This is a genomic window from Herpetosiphon llansteffanensis, assembly GCF_003205875.1.
GTDB classification, from domain to species: Bacteria; Chloroflexota; Chloroflexia; order Chloroflexales; family Herpetosiphonaceae; genus Herpetosiphon; species Herpetosiphon llansteffanensis.
In genome coordinates this window covers 237,337-255,468 of the sequence record NZ_PUBZ01000081.1, presented here as the reverse complement: position 1 = coordinate 255,468, position 18,132 = coordinate 237,337, and the positions used below count along the sequence as shown (strand labels likewise).

Annotated in this window: 17 protein-coding genes; 10 read left to right on the top strand and 7 right to left on the bottom strand. The window is 51.6% G+C overall.

Translation table 11 applies throughout. The features are described from left to right. Positions 1–22 precede the first annotated feature (22 nt). From C5S61_RS07845 to C5S61_RS07830, 4 genes are read left to right on the top strand one after another with little or no spacing between them, the layout of a single operon-like run. Positions 23–334 (top strand): element excision factor XisI family protein, encoded by a 312-nt coding sequence (locus tag C5S61_RS07845; protein WP_110514511.1) that lies wholly within the window; start codon positions 23–25, stop codon positions 332–334. 41 nt (positions 335–375) lie between these two features. Next, a complete protein-coding gene (locus C5S61_RS07840; RefSeq protein WP_110514510.1) occupies positions 376–840 on the top strand; it encodes a hypothetical protein in 465 nt (154 codons plus the stop codon). A 29-nt stretch (positions 841–869) separates the two neighbouring features. Then, positions 870–3,224 (top strand): glycosyltransferase family 4 protein, encoded by a 2,355-nt coding sequence (locus C5S61_RS07835; protein WP_110514509.1) that lies wholly within the window; start codon positions 870–872, stop codon positions 3,222–3,224. Between the two features lie 28 nt (positions 3,225–3,252). After that, on the top strand, positions 3,253–4,218 hold the full coding sequence (locus C5S61_RS07830; RefSeq protein ID WP_110514508.1) for a glycoside hydrolase family 130 protein: 966 nt from the start codon (positions 3,253–3,255) through the stop codon (positions 4,216–4,218). Positions 4,219–4,438: 220 nt separating this feature from the next. On the opposite strand, the gene C5S61_RS07825 is transcribed toward C5S61_RS07830, so the two are convergent. After that, on the bottom strand, positions 4,439–5,680 hold the full coding sequence (locus C5S61_RS07825; RefSeq protein WP_240614464.1) for a metallophosphoesterase: 1,242 nt from the start codon (positions 5,678–5,680) through the stop codon (positions 4,439–4,441). A gap of 166 nt (positions 5,681–5,846) precedes the next feature. On the opposite strand from C5S61_RS07825, the gene C5S61_RS07820 reads away from it, so the two are divergent. Continuing rightward, positions 5,847–6,326 (top strand): PRC-barrel domain-containing protein, encoded by a 480-nt coding sequence (locus tag C5S61_RS07820; RefSeq protein WP_110514507.1) that lies wholly within the window; start codon positions 5,847–5,849, stop codon positions 6,324–6,326. A gap of 63 nt (positions 6,327–6,389) precedes the next feature. Here the strand turns inward: C5S61_RS07820 and C5S61_RS07815 are convergent, their stop codons facing one another. Beyond that, complete coding sequence (locus C5S61_RS07815; RefSeq protein WP_110514506.1) at positions 6,390–6,794, bottom strand: hypothetical protein; 405 nt, start codon at positions 6,792–6,794, stop codon at positions 6,390–6,392. Positions 6,795–6,907: 113 nt separating this feature from the next. Between C5S61_RS07815 and C5S61_RS07810 the strand changes: the two genes are divergently transcribed. From C5S61_RS07810 to C5S61_RS07790, 5 genes are all read left to right on the top strand, one after another. Continuing rightward, positions 6,908–7,432, top strand: coding sequence for an SUKH-3 domain-containing protein (locus C5S61_RS07810; RefSeq protein ID WP_110514505.1), 525 nt, complete (start codon positions 6,908–6,910; stop codon positions 7,430–7,432). A gap of 225 nt (positions 7,433–7,657) precedes the next feature. Beyond that, complete coding sequence (locus C5S61_RS07805) at positions 7,658–8,170, top strand: RNA polymerase sigma factor (protein ID WP_110514504.1); 513 nt, start codon at positions 7,658–7,660, stop codon at positions 8,168–8,170. Further along, a complete protein-coding gene (locus C5S61_RS07800) occupies positions 8,167–9,234 on the top strand; it encodes an anti-sigma factor family protein (protein WP_110514503.1) in 1,068 nt (355 codons plus the stop codon). Before C5S61_RS07805 ends, C5S61_RS07800 begins: the two co-directional genes overlap by 4 nt. 107 nt (positions 9,235–9,341) lie before the next feature. Beyond that, positions 9,342–10,088 (top strand): hypothetical protein, encoded by a 747-nt coding sequence (locus C5S61_RS07795; protein WP_124033405.1) that lies wholly within the window; start codon positions 9,342–9,344, stop codon positions 10,086–10,088. 238 nt (positions 10,089–10,326) lie between these two features. Next, positions 10,327–10,995, top strand: coding sequence for a Type 1 glutamine amidotransferase-like domain-containing protein (locus C5S61_RS07790; protein ID WP_110514501.1), 669 nt, complete (start codon positions 10,327–10,329; stop codon positions 10,993–10,995). Between the two features lie 91 nt (positions 10,996–11,086). Here the strand turns inward: C5S61_RS07790 and C5S61_RS07785 are convergent, their stop codons facing one another. From C5S61_RS07785 to C5S61_RS07765, 5 genes are all read right to left on the bottom strand, one after another. Beyond that, positions 11,087–11,827, bottom strand: coding sequence for a hypothetical protein (locus C5S61_RS07785; protein ID WP_110514500.1), 741 nt, complete (start codon positions 11,825–11,827; stop codon positions 11,087–11,089). Next, a complete protein-coding gene (locus tag C5S61_RS07780; RefSeq protein WP_164689283.1) occupies positions 11,817–12,383 on the bottom strand; it encodes an RNA polymerase sigma factor in 567 nt (188 codons plus the stop codon). Before C5S61_RS07780 ends, C5S61_RS07785 begins: the two co-directional genes overlap by 11 nt. 93 nt (positions 12,384–12,476) lie before the next feature. Next, on the bottom strand, positions 12,477–13,625 hold the full coding sequence (locus C5S61_RS07775) for a hypothetical protein (RefSeq protein ID WP_110514498.1): 1,149 nt from the start codon (positions 13,623–13,625) through the stop codon (positions 12,477–12,479). A 66-nt stretch (positions 13,626–13,691) separates the two neighbouring features. Next, on the bottom strand, positions 13,692–14,750 hold the full coding sequence (locus C5S61_RS07770) for a hypothetical protein (protein ID WP_110514497.1): 1,059 nt from the start codon (positions 14,748–14,750) through the stop codon (positions 13,692–13,694). Beyond that, positions 14,711–18,034 carry an ATP-binding protein gene (locus tag C5S61_RS07765; protein WP_110514496.1) on the bottom strand — a complete coding sequence of 1,108 codons (3,324 nt, stop codon included), beginning with the start codon at positions 18,032–18,034 and terminating at the stop codon, positions 14,711–14,713. Before C5S61_RS07765 ends, C5S61_RS07770 begins: the two co-directional genes overlap by 40 nt. Positions 18,035–18,132: the final 98 nt, after the last annotated feature.

The following is an 18,132-nucleotide window of genomic DNA, read 5'->3' as shown; positions in this document are numbered from 1 at the left end:
CTGTTACGGAAGGGGGTTCGTTATGGTGGCCTTTTCGCCCACCACGCTCATCGAAACCGTCCTGATGGCAATGCCATGTCCTGATACGCTGGGCGCGTGTACCGTACAAACCGTGTTTGATCGCCAGCAACATCAGTACATGCTGGTGATTGCTGGTTGGCATGGTCACCATCGGATTCATCAGTGTCTGGTGCATATCGCCTATTACGATGAGCGCGTTTGGATTCATTGTGATCACACGATCCATGGAATTCCTGAACGCCTCATCGCTGCGGGGATTCCTGCCACCCGTATTTTGCAGGTTTTCCCGCTTGCTGATCTGCGCATGCCCTAAATGCCTATGGTGCTCCCGATCATTCAAGAAAGGGGCTATCGATGGATAGTCATTGGTTTACACCCGATCATCAGCACTATTTTCAGGTTGGGATTGATTCCTATCCACATCCCGTTCCAGTTACCGATGACCTACGCTGTCTGCTGTTTGGGTTTAGTCAGCAGGATCATCCACTGGTGATCCATCCCCTGATCTTTGCTGAGCCGAATCATTTTGGAACCTTCACGCAGCGCTGGATGAGCCCTCAGATGCAGGGGAATGCGATCGCAGGCTGGACAGGCTTTATGGCCTTGCGCTACCTGTTAGGCTACTTTAGCCAATGGGTGCTGCTCCCGCCGACTATTCGCTATCAGGCTTGGCATCCGACTGCTCAAACATGTACGCCACCGGTGCAGGTGATTGCCGCGATTCGGGCTTGGGATGTGGGCTGGGAACATCAGCTTGATAACCTTTTGCCACGGATTGAACAATTGCGTCACTACCAATACGCTGCGCTCGCAGGGTGATTGCTTCACGTTAGTAGAGGAGGTGTGGCATGGCTACACCACAGTATTCATCGATGCGCTCAATCTTAATCATTGGCAATTATGCCCCGCGCCAGTGTGGCATTGCAACCTATACCACCGATTTACGCATGGCCTTGCTCGAGGCCTATCCGCAGAGCACGATCGATGTCATGGCGATGAACGATACTGCTGCCGGCTATGACTACCCCGATTCAGTCGTCTTTACGATTGATCAGGATGACCCCTATAGTTATGCCCAAGCTGCCGATTTTATTCGTTTGAGTTCGTATGACCTTGTGTGTATTCAGCACGAATATGGGATTTTTGGTGCGGCATCAGGGCGTAATCTGCTCGTGCTTATTCGTGCCATCACGATTCCGATCGTAACTACCTTGCATACGGTGTTACGTGAACCAACCACCGATCAACATACGATTCTGTGGGAGCTTGCGCAGCGCTCACAACGAATTATCGTGATGAGTTCGCATGCGGTCGATTTGATGCAGACAATCTACGGTATTCCATTAGCGCAGATTGATTGTATTCCCCATGGCATTCCTGATTTGCCATTTCGTGATGGCGATGAGGATAAACAACACGCGAATCTGACTGGCAAGCAGGTTCTGCTTACCTTCGGCTTGCTTTCGCCAAATAAAGGAATTGAAGATGTTTTACATGCGTTGCCGTCCCTGATCAAACAGCATCCACAGGTGCTGTATGTAATTGTTGGAACAACCCATCCAACGGTTCGTCAAACCTTTGGCGAGGCCTATCGCGAGATGCTGCAAGCAGTCGTTGAGCAGCTTGGGATTCAAGCGCATGTGCGGTTTCACGATCACTTTGTCAGTCCGAGCGACTTAGCTATGTATATGGGTGCAGCTGATATTTATATCACGCCCTATCATACCCAAGAACAAAGCGTATCGGGGACGTTAGCCTATGCGATTGGGGCAGGGAAGGCGATTGTCTCGACACCCTATTGGTATGCAACCGAACTCTTGGCCCATGGTGGTGGCATGCTGGTTCCATTTCATGATCCAGCAATGCTCGCTGAGCAGGTTAACACGCTTTTAGCCGAACCCCAGCTGCGTCAAACCATCCGCCAACATGCCTATCAGCGCGGACGCACGATGCTTTGGTCGGTTGTTGCTACGCACTATATGCGCAGTTTTATGCAGGCACAGACGCATCGTCTCCAGCCAGTGCTCGTGCTCGCCAATCAGCCAATTATGCCCGCTTCGCCGATTATTCCGCCGTTGTGTCTTGATCATCTGATCGCCATGACCGACGATATGGGCTTGATCCAACATGCGATCTTAACGATTCCCAATCATCACGAAGGCTATGCGACCGATGATAATGCGCGGGCCTTGATTGCCACGATGCTGCTCGACCCCATCCAAGAACCACAGGCTCAGCGCCTAGCAATGCGCTATTTAGCGTTTCTCTGGTATGCCTTTAATCCAGAGACCCAACGCTTTCGCAACTTTATGGGGGCAAATCGGCAATGGTTAGAAGCGACAGGCTCGGAGGATGCGCATGCGCGCAGTATCTGGGCACTTGGCACGGTGCTCGCCCAGAGCCATGATCCGGGCTTGTGCGGCGTTGCGCAACGGCTCCTTCGTTTCGCACTTCCAGCGGTAACCCAGCTGACCCACCCACGGCCATGGGCCTTAGCATTGTTGGGGCTCGCCGCCTATCGTCAACGGTTTCCTGGCGATCGCACAGTTATGGCGAGCCAATTGCACCTCGCTGAACAATTATTGGCCCGCTTTCAAGCAGCCCGTGGGCCGGATTGGGAATGGTTTGATGATCATCTGACCTATGATAATGCGGTTTTGCCGCATGCATTAATCGTCAGTGGTCAAACCCTTCAGCGCCCAGATATGGTTGCGGCTGGATTAACGGCCTTGACATGGCTCTGTACAATTCAGCGGCCTGAGGCTGACCATTTCAAACCGATTGGCTCGCATGGGTTTTTCCAGCGTGGCCAAGCGCCAGCGCACTACGATCAACAGCCAATTGAAGCGCAGGCAACCGTGCTGGCAGCATGTGCAGCCTTTGAAAATACCGGTGATTCATGGTGGTACGATGAAGCGCAGCATGCCTTTTATTGGTTTCTCGGCCACAATGATGCAGGCGTAGCCCTCTATGATCCACGCACCGGTGGGTGTGCTGATGGGCTGGAAATTGATCGGATTAATCAAAATCAGGGTGCTGAATCAACCCTCGCCTTTTTAATCAGCCGATTGACGATTCAAACGCTGACGCTACCAATCAGTCATGGAACGACGACGAGCACTGAAGCCAGCGTCGTTCCCCCAACGCGGATTGGTATGAATCTGATTCCACCTCGGGATCTTCGTTTATCAAGACCATTGTAGTGTCTCATGGCGAGACAGTTTGGAATAAATGATGATCCAGCAGAATCGACTTGATCTTTTCACCCGCCATCCAGCCAACCCGATTTTACAAGCCAGCGATTGGCCATACCCGATTAATAGTGTGTTTAACCCAGGCGCAACCATCCTTGCCGATGGAACAACCTTGTTATTATGCAGGGTTGAAGATCGGCGTGGGCATTCGCATTTCTGTGCAGCGCGCTCAGCCAATGGGCTTGATACCTGGCAAATTGATGCCCACCCAACCTTTGCGCCTGATCCGCAGCGGTATCCTGAAGAACAGTGGGGCATTGAAGATCCGCGCATTACCTATCTTGAGGAATTAGCGGCCTATGCGGTGGTCTATACCTCGTATGCGACTGGTGGCCCGGGCGTTTCTTTGGCAACAACAACCGATTTCAAGACCTTTACCCGCTATGGAGTGGTGATGCAGCCCGAAAATAAAGATGCTGCACTCTTTCCGGTGCGGATTAACGGATTATGGGCGATGATTCATCGCCCGATTGGCGCACAAGGGTCGCATATTTGGATGTCACTCTCACCAGATTTACGCCATTGGGGGCAACATTACTGCCTGCTTGAGGCCCGCAAAGGCGCATGGTGGGATGCCAACAAAATTGGTTTATCACCACCACCGATCGCCACCGAGGAAGGCTGGTTGATGATCTATCATGGGGTTCGGATAACGCCTGGTGGCTGTCTCTATCGAATTGGCGTAGCCCTGTTCGATACCGACCATCCTGAGCGTTGTCTGTGGCGTGGCGAACCATGGGTCTTGAGTCCCGACACGGAGTATGAACGCCATGGTGATGTCCCCAATGTGATTTTCCCCTGTGGCGTGACCGTCCTGCCGGATGGCGACACCTTACATGTCTATTATGGGGCTGCCGATAGCTGTATTGCAGTTGCGATTGGCAGTATTCGCCAGATTCTTGATTGGCTGACGATCTATGGCCTCCCACCAGAGACCCGTTAACATCGTTGATCCGGACAGCTTGGGATGGTGTGGGGTTCTCATGCCACCATGGCATCCATGCGGTGCTCAAATGAGCTATGAGCCTTTGTTCCGGAGCGATCAAAGACCATTAACCATTGCGAGCTTCTGGCTTCAATGGTTAATGGTCTTTAATGGCATTACGGCTGGATGTAAAAAACCTGGGTTTAGGACTCAAACCTACCTCAAGTTATCGCTTGGTCTATGGCTCAAAACGTAGCTTAATATGCACAACTTCGGGAACCGTGCCAACCCGAATTGGCGGCCCCCACGTGCCAAAGCCCGATGAAACCACCAAGTTGCTTGGGCCTTTGCTCAATTGGCCCCATTGTTGCTCATAGCTGAGGCCCGTAATCAAGGTGAAGGGAAATAATTGCCCAGCGTGGGTATGCCCCGACACTTGCAGATCTGCTTCAGCAGCAACCGAATCATCAAAGCGGTTTGGATTGTGATCCATAATCAGCAGCGGTAACGAGCGGTCAGCGCCTTGCAGAATTTCGGTTAAAGGCACGCCAACCACAGCGCCCGAGGTTCGTGGCCCGCCAATATCATCGCGGCCAACCAACAGCAAACTATTATCGATCGTGACCCACTCATCAACCAACATCTGAATGCCAGCCTCAGCTAGCTCTGCACGAAAGAAGGCCAGTTCATCGGCGCGCACATCGTGATTGCCCATAATTGCGTAAATGCCCAGCCGCGCCTCAAGCTTGCTTAGCTCGCTAGCCATCGCTTGATCATTAAATGGTTGCAAATCGTCATCAATAATATCGCCAGCAATCAGCACAAGATCGGGCTTGAGCTGATTGACCATGGTTACCATTGCTTGCACCCGACTTGCGCCATTGCTATAGCCAAGGTGGGTATCCGACACCAAAACGATGCTTAATTCACGGTTCGGCCCTGCCTGTTTGGGCACAGTGAGCGTATATTCGGCCACCACAGGCGTGCGGGCGCGCCATGTGCCATAGCCAATGATGCCCAGCAGCAGCACAATGACGGTCGCACCAGTCGCAAGCATGGTGCGCCGCGAATAGCCTACGTTATTGGAAGCGCTCCCAGTTAAGCGCAAAATCAAGCGCATCAGATCAACGATGCCCAGCACCATACCTGCATAGACAAAAATACTCATCCAATAGCCACCGATGGGCGTAAGCAGCGCCATGAGGCTAGTAGGTACGCGGCCAGCGATGAAGCGGCTCAGAAATGGGGTGCTGGCCAAGAGCCAAAAGCTTGTCCAAAAAAGCCAGCGCGGAATCTGCTGGGGAGCTATGGCATGCAGCCATTGCCATGTCCGCCGACCAATATACAGGTTGATACTGCCATACAGCACGAAGACGAGCGCGAAGAAGACGAAGGTCATGCCAATACTTTCTCGCTGATCGCCATAGGCATATGGCGATGCGAATAGGCCAGAAAAATGCAGCGGATTAAGCAGCCGCAACGCTGAGCAGCATTCAATCTAGCTCGATCGAACATGATGCGCACAAGAATGATAGGCAGGTACAGCAGCGCTGTCAATGGAGTCGCATCCCAACGCTTGTCCTTGGAATGGGATGTGCTTTGCAGTTGCTTCAGAACAATCAACCTAGCTACAAGGAGTTTTGTGTATGTACACGGTCAATAGCTTGTTTGGCAAACCAGTCATCGCTCAAGCAACCGGCGAGCGCATCGCCAGCGTGCAAGATGTTGTGCTCGATCAACCACCAACACGGGTTGTCGCCCTACTGATCGATATTGGTGGCTTGTTATCGAGCGCCCGGGTCATTCGCTGGGAACAGGTGATTAGCCTTGGTGATGTTGCGTTGGTGAGTGGCGATCCGCTCTATACAACAATCAAAGAAGATCCTGAATTGGCTGCGCTGATTAAACAAGCGCATCAAATTACTGGCACAACCATCATCACGGTTGATGGAACCCAGATTGGCACCGTTGCCGATTTATCAATTGATGAGCGCGGCACAATCCTTGGCTACCAAATTAAACAAGGCTTCTTTCAAGATTTGCGCGGTCGCAGCCTGCTACCAGTTGAGCAGGTGCGCTCGTTTGGCAACGATGCGATTATCGTTGAACAGCCACCGCAAGCCTAAACTATCAGCTCTGTAAAACAGATCAATTTGACCTGCCATTGTTTAGCACATGGCAGGTTTTGTTTATTGGGTAACCTCAACATACCAGCTCATGGTTAATGCATCCATCTGCCACGGCTCGTCAGGAAAAAGCAGCTCCCACGCATGGCATAAAAAGCCATAGCGATCAGTCGGCGAAAGCGTAAATTCAATGAGTTGACTCCAGACCTTACTGAAATCATAATCCATGCGATCATCATAGACATTGAGACAATAACGCAGCGATTCTTTCATGTGATATTGGGCGCGAACCTCCGCAGGATTCGTGGCGGGCGCAAATTCGGCTTGGATAAAATGACGGATAAACAGCTCTTGATTCTCGCGATCATCAAGATAGAGTGAGCGATTGAGTTGCGGGTCTGAAAGCGTCCATGTCCGAATCATCAAGGTATAAAATACAATATTCCGATTAACCTTAATCTGTCTCATTCCCATTGCTGCTTCCTCGCTACTCTTCGGATATACAAACTTAAGTGTATCATAAGCATAGGTAGGTTATGCAGCAACGAAAGATCGATGAATTTTAGGATTTGGGTCGCATTATGATTGAACAATGGCTTAAGCATCCACAAACGCGCCAAGCATGTATCGATGCAGGCTGGTTTCCTAAACGTCATATTGATGTTGATCACTGGCGGGCTAATTGTGAACAGTATAACTATCAATGGTCACCGATCGTTGATACATTCATGCGGGCTTTTGGCGGATTAACCGTTTATCCGCAGTTGATTGAAGCGCGCAGGTATACGCCGATTGCAAGCATATTTCAGCCTGAAGCTGAGGAATATGATCGAAAAAATATGGCATTTTATGAACAGCACTTCCAGATTAGCCTCTGCCCAATTGGTGGCGATGACTATCAGTCGGGCATCCTCATGGACGCAGATGGTGGCATCTATAGCATCACTCCCCTGAATATGCTCTACTATGGGCGGATAGTCGATGATGCCTTGGATGTATTAATCCTTGGAATTCGCTATCCAACGTTGTACGCAGGGAGCAGCTGGTTTCAAAAACATAATGAGACTGGTTTAGCGGCTCCTCGCCTGCAGAAACCTCAAAATTGATCGCAATAATCAATTCTGCGGCTTGATTGATTCACCTGCATTCAATCAAGCCATCCTCACCCCCTGAATTAACGAGGCACCACTATCGGCCATCAACGCCCCATTTAACGAAGCAAAATCACAGATTTTGAGCAATTTTTGAAATTCGTTTGCATTGGTGAAATGCTGAGGCATGCTTATTCGTCTTTAAAGGCAATTCTTTTGATCTGGATGTAAGGATTGTGTATGGTGGTTGACTCAGTGCCTCTGGCCGAGGCTGCCGTGCGAGAACGCTTGGCCGCGTGGTTTGACCAATATAACCTCGCGATCTTTCGCTACCTCGTGCGCTTGATCGGCGATGAGGAACAGGCGGCTGATTTGCTGCAAGAAACCTTTACCAAGGCGCTTGTTGCCCTCCGCACCCAAGCCTTGCCAAATAACCCCTATGCATGGCTCTGCCGCATTGCGGGCAATCTGGTGATTGATATGCTGCGACGCAAACGCCGCTGGAGCTGGCTGCCATTTCAGACCAGCACACCTTCGCATGAACACGCCATTGCAACCGCTCAAGATGTGCGCGATTGCTTGGTTCGGCTCAACCAGCGTGAAGCAGAACTTTTAGTGATGGCGCATTGCGTTGGCCTTAGCCCCAGCGAAATCGCCGAGTTGCTGAGTGAAAACGTCTCAACCGTGCGGGTTCGCCTGCATCGTGCTCGCCATCGCTTCCGCGACTTGTATACCGGGGAGAGTGAATTGTGAATTGTGCTGAGATTAAAACGATGTTGGCTCAGGCTACGGATGTGGCCCCAGCGGATGCCGCCGCGTTTGAGCAGCATCTCGCAACCTGCCAGCAGTGCAATGCGCTCTTGACCGAGCTAGAGGCCCAAACCGAGCAATCCTTTGCGCTGCTTGCTCAGAGCGACGCTCGCCCACCAATTGCAACGGTCGCCGCAATTCACGCCCAAATTATGGGCCAAACCAAGCAAACCCGTTTCTGGCAAACGCGGGCAGCGCGGTTGCTCCAACTAGCGGCAATTGCCTTGCTTGTGGCATGGGTCGGCATTGAAGCACGCAATCGGCTTCAAACTACGCAACCTTTGATTGCGCAGCTGCCAACAACCCCAGCGAGTGCATCGCCCGCTGTTGCAGTCGTGCAAGCTACGCCAACCTTGAGCGACGTTGCGCCAAGCGCTACAACGCTGCCCATTGCAGCAACAACCACGCAACCAGCGGTTACTCCAAGCCAAGCGAGCCAACCAACCATGGTCGCCAAGCCGCTGCCAAGCCCAATCCCAGTTGTGCCAACCAGCGTTCAGGTTCAACCAACAACCATGCCAACCAATCCGCCGACGGTTCCAGTGGCCTCACCGCCATTGGCCACCACCATCCCAGTCCCAACCGATGCGCCAGTGCCTTCGCCGGAAGCGACCAATCAGCTGCCATCGGCCACCGCTATGCCCGAATTGAGCGCCGTGCCAACCGAAGCACCTGCTCCGACCAAGGAAACTGGCCCAACCCGCGTGCCACCAAGCAGCTCTGTACCTACAACTGGCTCGCAGCCGACAGCAAGCGCAACCCAAGGCTTGCCAACCATGCCGCCGATTGCAACCACAGTTCCAAGCCAAGGCCCAACCGAAACCGTGATTCCAGGCTCGCCAACGCCGACGGAGCCTTCGCTGCCACCACTGACGGCGATTGGCACCTTAGGGCCGCCAGCGACTTCAACTCCAACCCCGACCAGTGTTGCGCCAACGCCAACCGACAGCTTGCCGCCAACGCCGCCGCCAACCAGCACGCCGTCGTTACCAACAGCAACGCCATAATGTTATTGTTATTAGGAGGAAGAACAATGCACAGCACTCATTTCATCAAGCGTCCATGGCTTCGTGTCTGGCTGATGATGGCCATTGTTGCCCTTGGTGGAGCGTTTATGCGGATGCCAATAGCCCAAGCTACCAACCAAGCTAGCCCATTTGCGCCGCTTAATTGCCCACCAGGCGAGACCGAAGAGCTAATTGAGCCAACCTTGCTAACGCTCACCCCAACCAATCCACTGCCAGGCGAAACGGTGCAAGTCACAGGCTCTGGCGGCTATATTCACTGTAGTGGTGGGCTGTATAACGAATCGGCGCGCTCGTTTGACTTAACCCTCGATGGCGCGGTTGTGGCCCAACTTGGTTGCTATGCCAATCGCTGCCAAACGACGTTCGTCGTACCAACCACGATCAATCCCGGCAACTACCAAGTCTCGACTGTTGGTGGCTCGCAGCTGCGGATCGATGTGCAAGACGAACGCCCAACCTTCTTACCAGCAGTGATCAACGGTTTAGCAACTAGTGAGGCCTTCATTCCACCTGTCGGCGGCCTCGGTGGTTGCCCTGCCAACGAAACCGCAACCCTGATTCCGCCCAGCTTAGCCAGCTTGAATCCAACCAGCGTTGCGCCTGGTGGCTCGGTGCAAGTTGTTGGCAGTGGTGGCTATATTCGGTGCAGTGGTGGGCTGTATAACGAATCGGCACGCTCGTTCGACTTAATGCTCGATGGCGCGGTTGTCGCCCAACTTGGCTGCTATGCCAATCGCTGCCAAACGACGTTCGTTGTGCCAACCACGACCAACCCGGGTAGCTACGACGTTTCAACCGTTGGCGGCTCGCAATTGACCTTGGTCGTGCAATAAGTTCGCAGCTTCGATTGCCCGCGAAAGCGCCGCTTCCTTTAAATTAGGGAAGCGGCACTTCAATTAAATAATTATGTCAATTTATAATTATCATTTGGATTCAGCTTAGCATGTTCCCACAGCTATTCCAGCAATGCCCCAGCAGTTTTGCAGCATCATCATTTGCTCCAAATACGACCATTCAGGCTTGACAACAAGGCTTACAATAGAACGGATGAGCTTATTTGGAGTATTGATGATGAAGTATCTGCTTACCTCGGCGGGAATGACCAACCCCAGTATTCATGCGGCCCTTGTCAGTTTGCTAAACAAACCAATCGCTGATTCAAACGCATTATGTATTCCAACCGCAAGCTATGCCAATCGTGGTGGTTTTGGCCAAGCATGGGATTTCAGCAGTGGCAACGAGCCACGCACGCCGATGTGCGAATTGGGCTGGAAATCGCTAGGAATTTTAGAACTGACTGCCTTGCCCAGCCTTGATCGGGCACATTGGCTGCCGCAGGTTCAGGCCTGCGATGTGCTTTTGGTCGGCGGTGGCGCTCCGCTGTATTTACACTATTGGATGCAGCAATCGGGCTTGGCTGAGTTATTGCCAACATTGAATGAAACCTTGTATGTGGGTCTGAGCGCTGGCAGCATGGTCTTGACTCCGGCGATTGGTCAAGCCTTTGTCAATTGGACTCCGCCGCATGGGGGCGATGACAAAACTTTGGGCTTGGTAGATTTCAGTATCTTTCCGCACCTTGATCACCCAGACTTGCCAAGCAATACCTTGGCAAACGCAGCAACATGGGCCGCCAGCATAAATGGGCCAAGCTATGCAATCGACGATCAAACAGCAATCAAAGTAATTGGCTCGACAATTGAGGTTGTTTCTGAAGGCCATTGGCAGCAGTTTAAATAAATTCTGTATAGCATACTATTTTGTAATTTCAAATAATTATATAAACGCCCGCTGCCTAAGCAATAAGGCAGCGGGCGTTGGAGCGTGCTTGTTATTGCAGACTAGCCGCAAAATCAAGCAATTCTTGTTTGGAGAGGTTCACCGAAGAAAGCATATACGAGATGTCGCCAACCTGCCAGCGCAGCGTTTTATTTGAAAACGTCGAATCCCACTCGGCAACCATCCCATTATCAATAAAGCCGCCTTGGAAATATTCAGCACTGGCATTGCCCACGTGAACGACCTCAACCTCGGCGGTCGCACCAATCTGAACATACATCGGGCCATGTTTGGTAGTCAAGGAGACGCGAGAATTGCCACCTGCATCGAGATAATGGATGCGGGCAAACATATCTGGTTGCTCGCCATCAACATTAATGCGGGTGGCATGGATCTCTGGCGGAAGTTGGGCTGGGGTCAGAATATCAAAGCCAACAACTGTCTCAGCCTCTGTGATGGTTGCAACCGTCGGTGCCGTAACGAACGGGCCTGTTGCTGATTCGACCGTATCTGATGGGGCGCGATATACGCCAAAGAACTCGCTCAGCGCTGCGACAAAGCCGCTTGGGGCAGCAAACCAGAGCGATACCAGTAAGAGCGTCAGGCTGGCCATCAGCATGCCACGCCAGCCAAAGGGTCGGCGGTGTTTCGGCGCGCTGGCGTGCATCCATGGCGCATCCGCATGACGGGCATGAAATTCCTTGCTTGGATGCACGCCAAAGTCGCGCAACAGGGCGCTAATCGCTTGTTCATCTGCTGGTTGAATGTGGTCGTTTGTTGGATTATGCGTCATGGAAAAGCTCCTCAGCTAAAGTTGGATAGCGCGTTTGAAGAATTTTCAACGCTCGATGGATACTTACCGACACTGAACTCTCGGAAGAGCCAAGGTGTTGGGCGATTGTCTGCACGCGCCAGCCAAGAAAGTAGCGCATAATCAGATGATCACGTTGGGTCAAGGAAACATGGTTGAGCAGTTCGAGCGCCAAATGCTGCCGCTCGCGCAGCAGGGCTTGTTGCTCAGGCGTAGGCGGCAGATCTGCCTGATCTAGTTGGCGCGTTGCTGCACTCGCAATCCGTCGTTGTTGATCGATCACAATCCGCCGTGCAATCGTAATAATCCAGCCAAGCGCTGCTTCATCGTTACCACTGAAGCGATGGCGTTGCTTCCATGCCCGCGCAAAGGCCTCGGCGGTGTAATCTTCGACATCGCTTTTTGGTGAGCCATGCAACATATACACATAGCGAAAAACCACGGCATGGGTTTGCTGATAGAACAGCGCAAAACTTGCTGGGTCTGCCAGCGGATGAGCCACACCAAACACATCACGAACCCGCGTTATAAGATCCATCGGCGCTCCTTCTCGAGATGTATCGATTAGCATATATAAAAGGAAACGTAGCAAGCCTAAAAATCTTACATGGTGCAGCAAAATGCAGATCAACTAGCAATCTACATCGATATAGGGGAAGAAGTAATGAGAATCAGCGGGGATTTTTGGCTGGGTCAAGCCAAGTACCAGCGTACGCGTATGCGGATCAAGCGCATCGTGTTCGAGCATCTGCCAAAGCATGCTGCGCACGCTTTTGGGGGTCGAAGGGTCGGGCTTACTTAATGCCAATTCAGCTACCCGAGTTCGGGCTTCAGCCATAAGCCGCTGCAAGCCATCAATCCCTACCACGTCGATTAAACGCCCCAAGGTTGCTTGACGTTTTGAATTTAATACCCCAAGATCACGAAGAATATCCATTGGTACAGCTGCTAATTGGCTATTCATAGCGGGGGTTTTTGAGGGATGATTCCAGTTCAGATAACTATCATCAATCGTTCCATCAAGCAGCGTCCAGCAGTGATATGAACCAAGCCGCTCGGTCGTCGTTTGGCCCATCCCACGTAGCTCAAGCATTACCTCGACCATAAGTGGCTGCTGCTCCAAAGCATAGATTAGTTGGATCTGCCGAAACTGGAGCGTGATCGAGGCAGGATTCCATAGTTGATTTGATGCTGGTTGCTTATGGCAAAGGCTGGTTAAAAGGGCATAGCCCTCAGCAAGCGCTCGATCAATTCGTTGCTTCGGAATAATGACCGCTCGAATATTCGTAACCAGCGATTGATCGATCTGTGATGTAATGGTTGGTTCATGCCAGCTTGCACGTGCCAAGCTCGATCCATGATCGTTGACGAGATAAGTTGGAATTGTGGCCGTTGCTCGATAATCAACATCATTATGTCCAGTTAACTTATAATTAACGACGGTTTGGGTCGGATTAATCATGAGAGTTTCATTGTTCACTGAACCATCGAGATTGGTTACGAACCAAAATGTGCCTACATCGATAGAATCAGCAGCGCGGCCACCCTTCGTCATTGGTATGCCCACATCGATACGAGTTACAACGTACGATTGCTTGGCATCAGCAAGATCGAGCGCCAAAGAATGCGGATACAGCGCGAGCATGTTGAGCGGCAGAGTCTGAGTGTTGGTAGCATACCAATGACGAAGGGCATCAGCAGCTGCATCGATCGCGCGTGGAATTAACCATTGTTGTGCAAGCTGTTGCTGAAACTGTCCAAAAAGTGCGTTATTGCTCATCAGACATTCCTCTTGCATACCAATTCATAGCAAACCTAAACATGCGATAGCTGGCTAGGCTGTCGTTTAGGAATAACGCTGGAGTTGCGCCGCAACCCATGGTAGCGGATCGAGTAAGGCCGTGCCAAGCCAGCGCTCGCTGGGCAGCAACGGCAATATCGCTGCAACCATCGTCCAGAGATCATAGGTATGGCGACACCTGCGCCATGCCGCTTGAAGCACCTGCACTCGCGCCGCCCATTGCTGCTGGTCGCTATAGGCGCGAATGATCTGTTCGACAACCGCTGATCGTTCTTCTATGTAATAAAATTCATGCGAAAGCGCATAGGCTTGATCAAGCTGATCGGTCTGGAGACATCGAGCGATTAGCTGGTTTAATACCTCATCTTTCGCATACGAAGGTGCCAGCCCTGCGATCAGTCCATAGGCACGCACAAAATCAGCTTGTTCTATGTAGACCAAGGCAAGTTTACACGGCACGTCTTTTTGATCAATCATGGAATCATTATTCAGATTGTGTTCGCGTTGCAAAATCTGAGTAATGATCGTTTGGACAACTGCATGATCGCCAGCCACCACATAGGCCTTGGCAACCGTTGTTAGAGCATTTGCAGCGTCCCACTGGTCAGGAATCGTGAGCGCAATCCGATACGCCTCTGCACGAAAGCGTGGCTGTTTATGGCGTGCATAACGCGCGTAGCTCTTACTTAATACCATCAAGGCAAAGCTTTGATCACCACGTTCGGCACAAATTTGGGCCACCCCAACCTGCTCTTCAAGCAAGGCCTGAATTGCCGCATCATCAGCATAGGCAAGATAGGTTTTGGCCAGCCTTTCATAGGCAAGGCTCACCAACCGAACCCGTGTCGAGAGCACAGCCTGTTTGGCAACGCTATGCGCAAAATCAAGCCAATCGGCACACGCAGCGTGGTTAGATTGTTGCGCATAAACCGCCGCAATCTCGCAGAGTGCAGCAACATACGAATGCAGATCAACTGTTTGGGGATCAACCGAACGCAAGCTATCTAGCAACAGAGGCAAACTAGCATCAATGCCATAGGTTAACTGATTAATTGCTAACTTTCTCAAGATATAGATGCGACCAAGCATTTTATCATCAAGCATGAGTTCAGCACAGGTCGGGTTGCGAACTCGATCTGGCCATGTTCGCGGGCAGCAGCTGCAATCTCTGAAAGCGAGAGTATATATTGATCACCTGCGGTTTGATAGTGCGTCAGAATATGATAGGCTTGGTTGAGATCTTGGGTCTCAATAAAACGGTCAATCAGGCGCTCAATCAAGCGCTGATGGTGCTCTGGGTCGTGGATAGATTGGATGATTGCAAGCGCCTCAGGAGCATTCTGCTGAGCTTGATAACTTTCAATCAGATCGTTTGCGCCATATACCTGACGCTCTTGGGGTAGCTGGGCTAGCAACTGCCTGCCCTCAGCCATCAACAACTGGTTCAGCTCGGTTAATCCCAGTGTCCAAGCAGTTGTGGCCAACATCCCCAACAATTCAATCTGTTCAACCTTATCTTCGATGCCACGTAGGCGTGAATGGGCTGCATGCAAATACTGCGTAGCGTTGGTTGCTAATTGGGTAGCATTAGCAATCAGCGCCAACTCATGCAATGCCTTGACCGCTATTTTAGCGGTACGAATAGCTTCGATTACCTGCTCAGCTTTGGCAAACTCGCCATATGTCGCATAGCATTGGGCCATTTTGGTCAACGCAGTAGCATAGTGAAACTCTTCTTCGCGGATAAAAACTACCTTCAGAAGCTGATCATAGAAGGCAGCATAGCCATAACGCCCAATTATTTGCGCAAATTTAACCCATTCGGGCAGCCCTTCTTGCCGATTCAACGAGAGTTCCGCAATCAAAGGGAAGACCCGGGTCAACAACGCGCAGGCTTGCTCATCAAATCCATAGCTCGCATAGAGTTCAGCAACAGCTAATAGCCAATAAATATTATGGTGCAGTGCAGCATCGATGGCCATGGTTAAGGTCGCTTCAAACGCCGCAAATTGCTGGCGCTCTGCATATGCTCGCGCCACAATACAGGCAGCTTCAAGCTGGCTGCCTTCGGACAGCATTAACGAAAGGAGGGTTTGAGCGCTCTCTAGATCATCCTGTTGGCAATACCATTCGATGAATTTTGTATTTGTATAGGCTGAATGACGTTGGTGCTCCTTGGTAATCATTGCTGCAAACTGGCTGGCTGTTATGCTATCACCATGCTTGAGATATACGGTGATAAACACATATCGATAACCGTTTGTGGCCTGGGCTAAACGCTGAGCACTGGCTCGATCTCCATGAGTTAAGTAGGTATCCATGATCGAAGCAAGCCCATCACCATACGCCCATTCGGATAGGTGTTGAAGGCCAGCTTGGGCATCAACAAGCAGCGCCTGTGCTTGTGTATCGTGCCCCGCATGCCAATGAATATCTGCGAGCAGGCATTGAACTTCGACCAAGCCAGCTTCATCGGCAAGTGGGCGTACCTGCATCAGCAAACTATAGGCTTGGTCAAAGTCTGCTGCCGCAATTAAGCATTTGGCGATCAGGATCGCACTTTTAACCTGATATTTTGGCGCTTCAATCTGCGCCATAATTAGCTTGGCTTGGGGAATATCTGCCTGCTCAAGTCGATTCTGCACTATGCTATACAGCCGCGAACCACGAAATTGCTCAAGCGTAAGCATAATCGAGTAGCCAATTGGAAACAGTCCATGTTCGATATAGGCCAGCGCGACACTGCCAAGTGCCGCATCGCGCTCATCTGCATCACGCAGGCTACGCGCCACCTGCTCCATGCGCTGAATAATCGACAAGCGGCGCGCAGGCTCAGCATAGGTTAAGATACTTTGCCATAAGCGTACTTGACGCGCGGGGTCAGAGCAAATATCAATCTGAGCGAGGGCTTCGGCGATATGCCCACCAGCCGCGACAATCACAAACATATCATCGTGCCATTGATCGGCATGGGCAGTAAGGCTGGTACGCAGCAGGCTATAGCGCCAGAGCCGCGGCAAGGATGCCAGCTGATCGTCAACAGATTGATGCTGGTGAGCAACAATCACGCTTTCGCGTGCGCGATCCAAATCGAGGCCATAGAGTCGGGTACTTGGGTCGAAACGCACTTTCTGCGCGCCATAATCACCAGTATCAACCAGCTGCCAAAGTGCCGACCATTGCTCGGCGAGCGCTAAGTGGGTCATCAGATGATGGCGCGCGTACCAGCGGCGGGCTTGCTCCACAGGCGCAGGGCTATCTTGCCAAATTGCATCAAGCTCAGCGCCACACCATGTTGCAAACCGCTGATGCCAGGCACGCAGTTCTGCGCTAGTAAATTCAGCTTGCACAAGATACTCGTGAAATAACAAATGGCGCAGCGCCAAGCGTTGATCTATGGCAGCAGTCACCCAATCGTTCATGAGATCAAGCGCTTCGATAACCAAATCGGCTGGTTGTTCGATGAGGATGGCAATATGTGACGGTAGCAACGGTTCTTGCGTCACCACCAACACAGCGAGCAGCGGGCGAATCACGCGCGACCATTCGGGCGGGGCTTGACGCTCAATCCGGGCCAAGCTCAAGCGAAAAAGGTTGCTTGGCTCACGACGAACCTGTGTAATCAACGAGCGCAATTCGGTTTGGTCGCATTGAATGATTAAACTTGCAGCAAGTTCGACCATTAAAGCATTACCCGCCAGTGCATTGGCAAGCTGCTGCAAGGCTGCTCTTTCAAATGTGGGCTGTACTTGCTGCAAGCGACTAATCACATCGTCAGCACTAAGCGCTGGCACAGCATAGCCCACTCCATGCTCAAGCCCCAAGCGATCGATTCGCTCATCAGGGCGTGAACCAAGCACAATTACAATTCCAGGCGGTAGCTGCAACGGCAGAAAGCTAATATCTCGCGTTCCATCAACTTCAGGCTGAAGCTGATCCAAGCCATCAAGATAGATGGTTTCGCTGATGCCACGCGTGGAGAGTTCGTGAACTATTTGGCCAAATTCCAAGCGCAAGGCCGCATAATTATCAGCAGGGAAATAGCGCTGTTCTAAGTGGTATTTGAGCATGAGCTGGGCAACCACGCTCCGCAACAATTCCAACTGATAGTTGCGCCCGGGGGTTAGGGCAATAAAATGATGGGGTGTTTGCTCAAGCCCAGCGCTTACAATTAATTGGGCAATGAGGCTGCTTTTGCCTACGCCAGCGCCGCCCGTCACCAACACATAGCCGCCATGGATTCTGGTTTGCGCAACTAAGGCTTGAATAGCTGCTTGTTCGGTTGTGCGGCCAACAAAGCCATTGAGGCGTAGCTGCAATAAGCGTTCGCTCTCATCATGCTTGGCAGCTGCCTGTAAAATGCTATGCTCAGTGGGTTGCAGATTCATGGCCATACTCCTCAATCAACCAATCAGGCCAGAGCATAGCATATCCACCAAGCAGCCACAAGCGCTCCAAGCCTCAATACTTAATTAGTCTTCGCTTG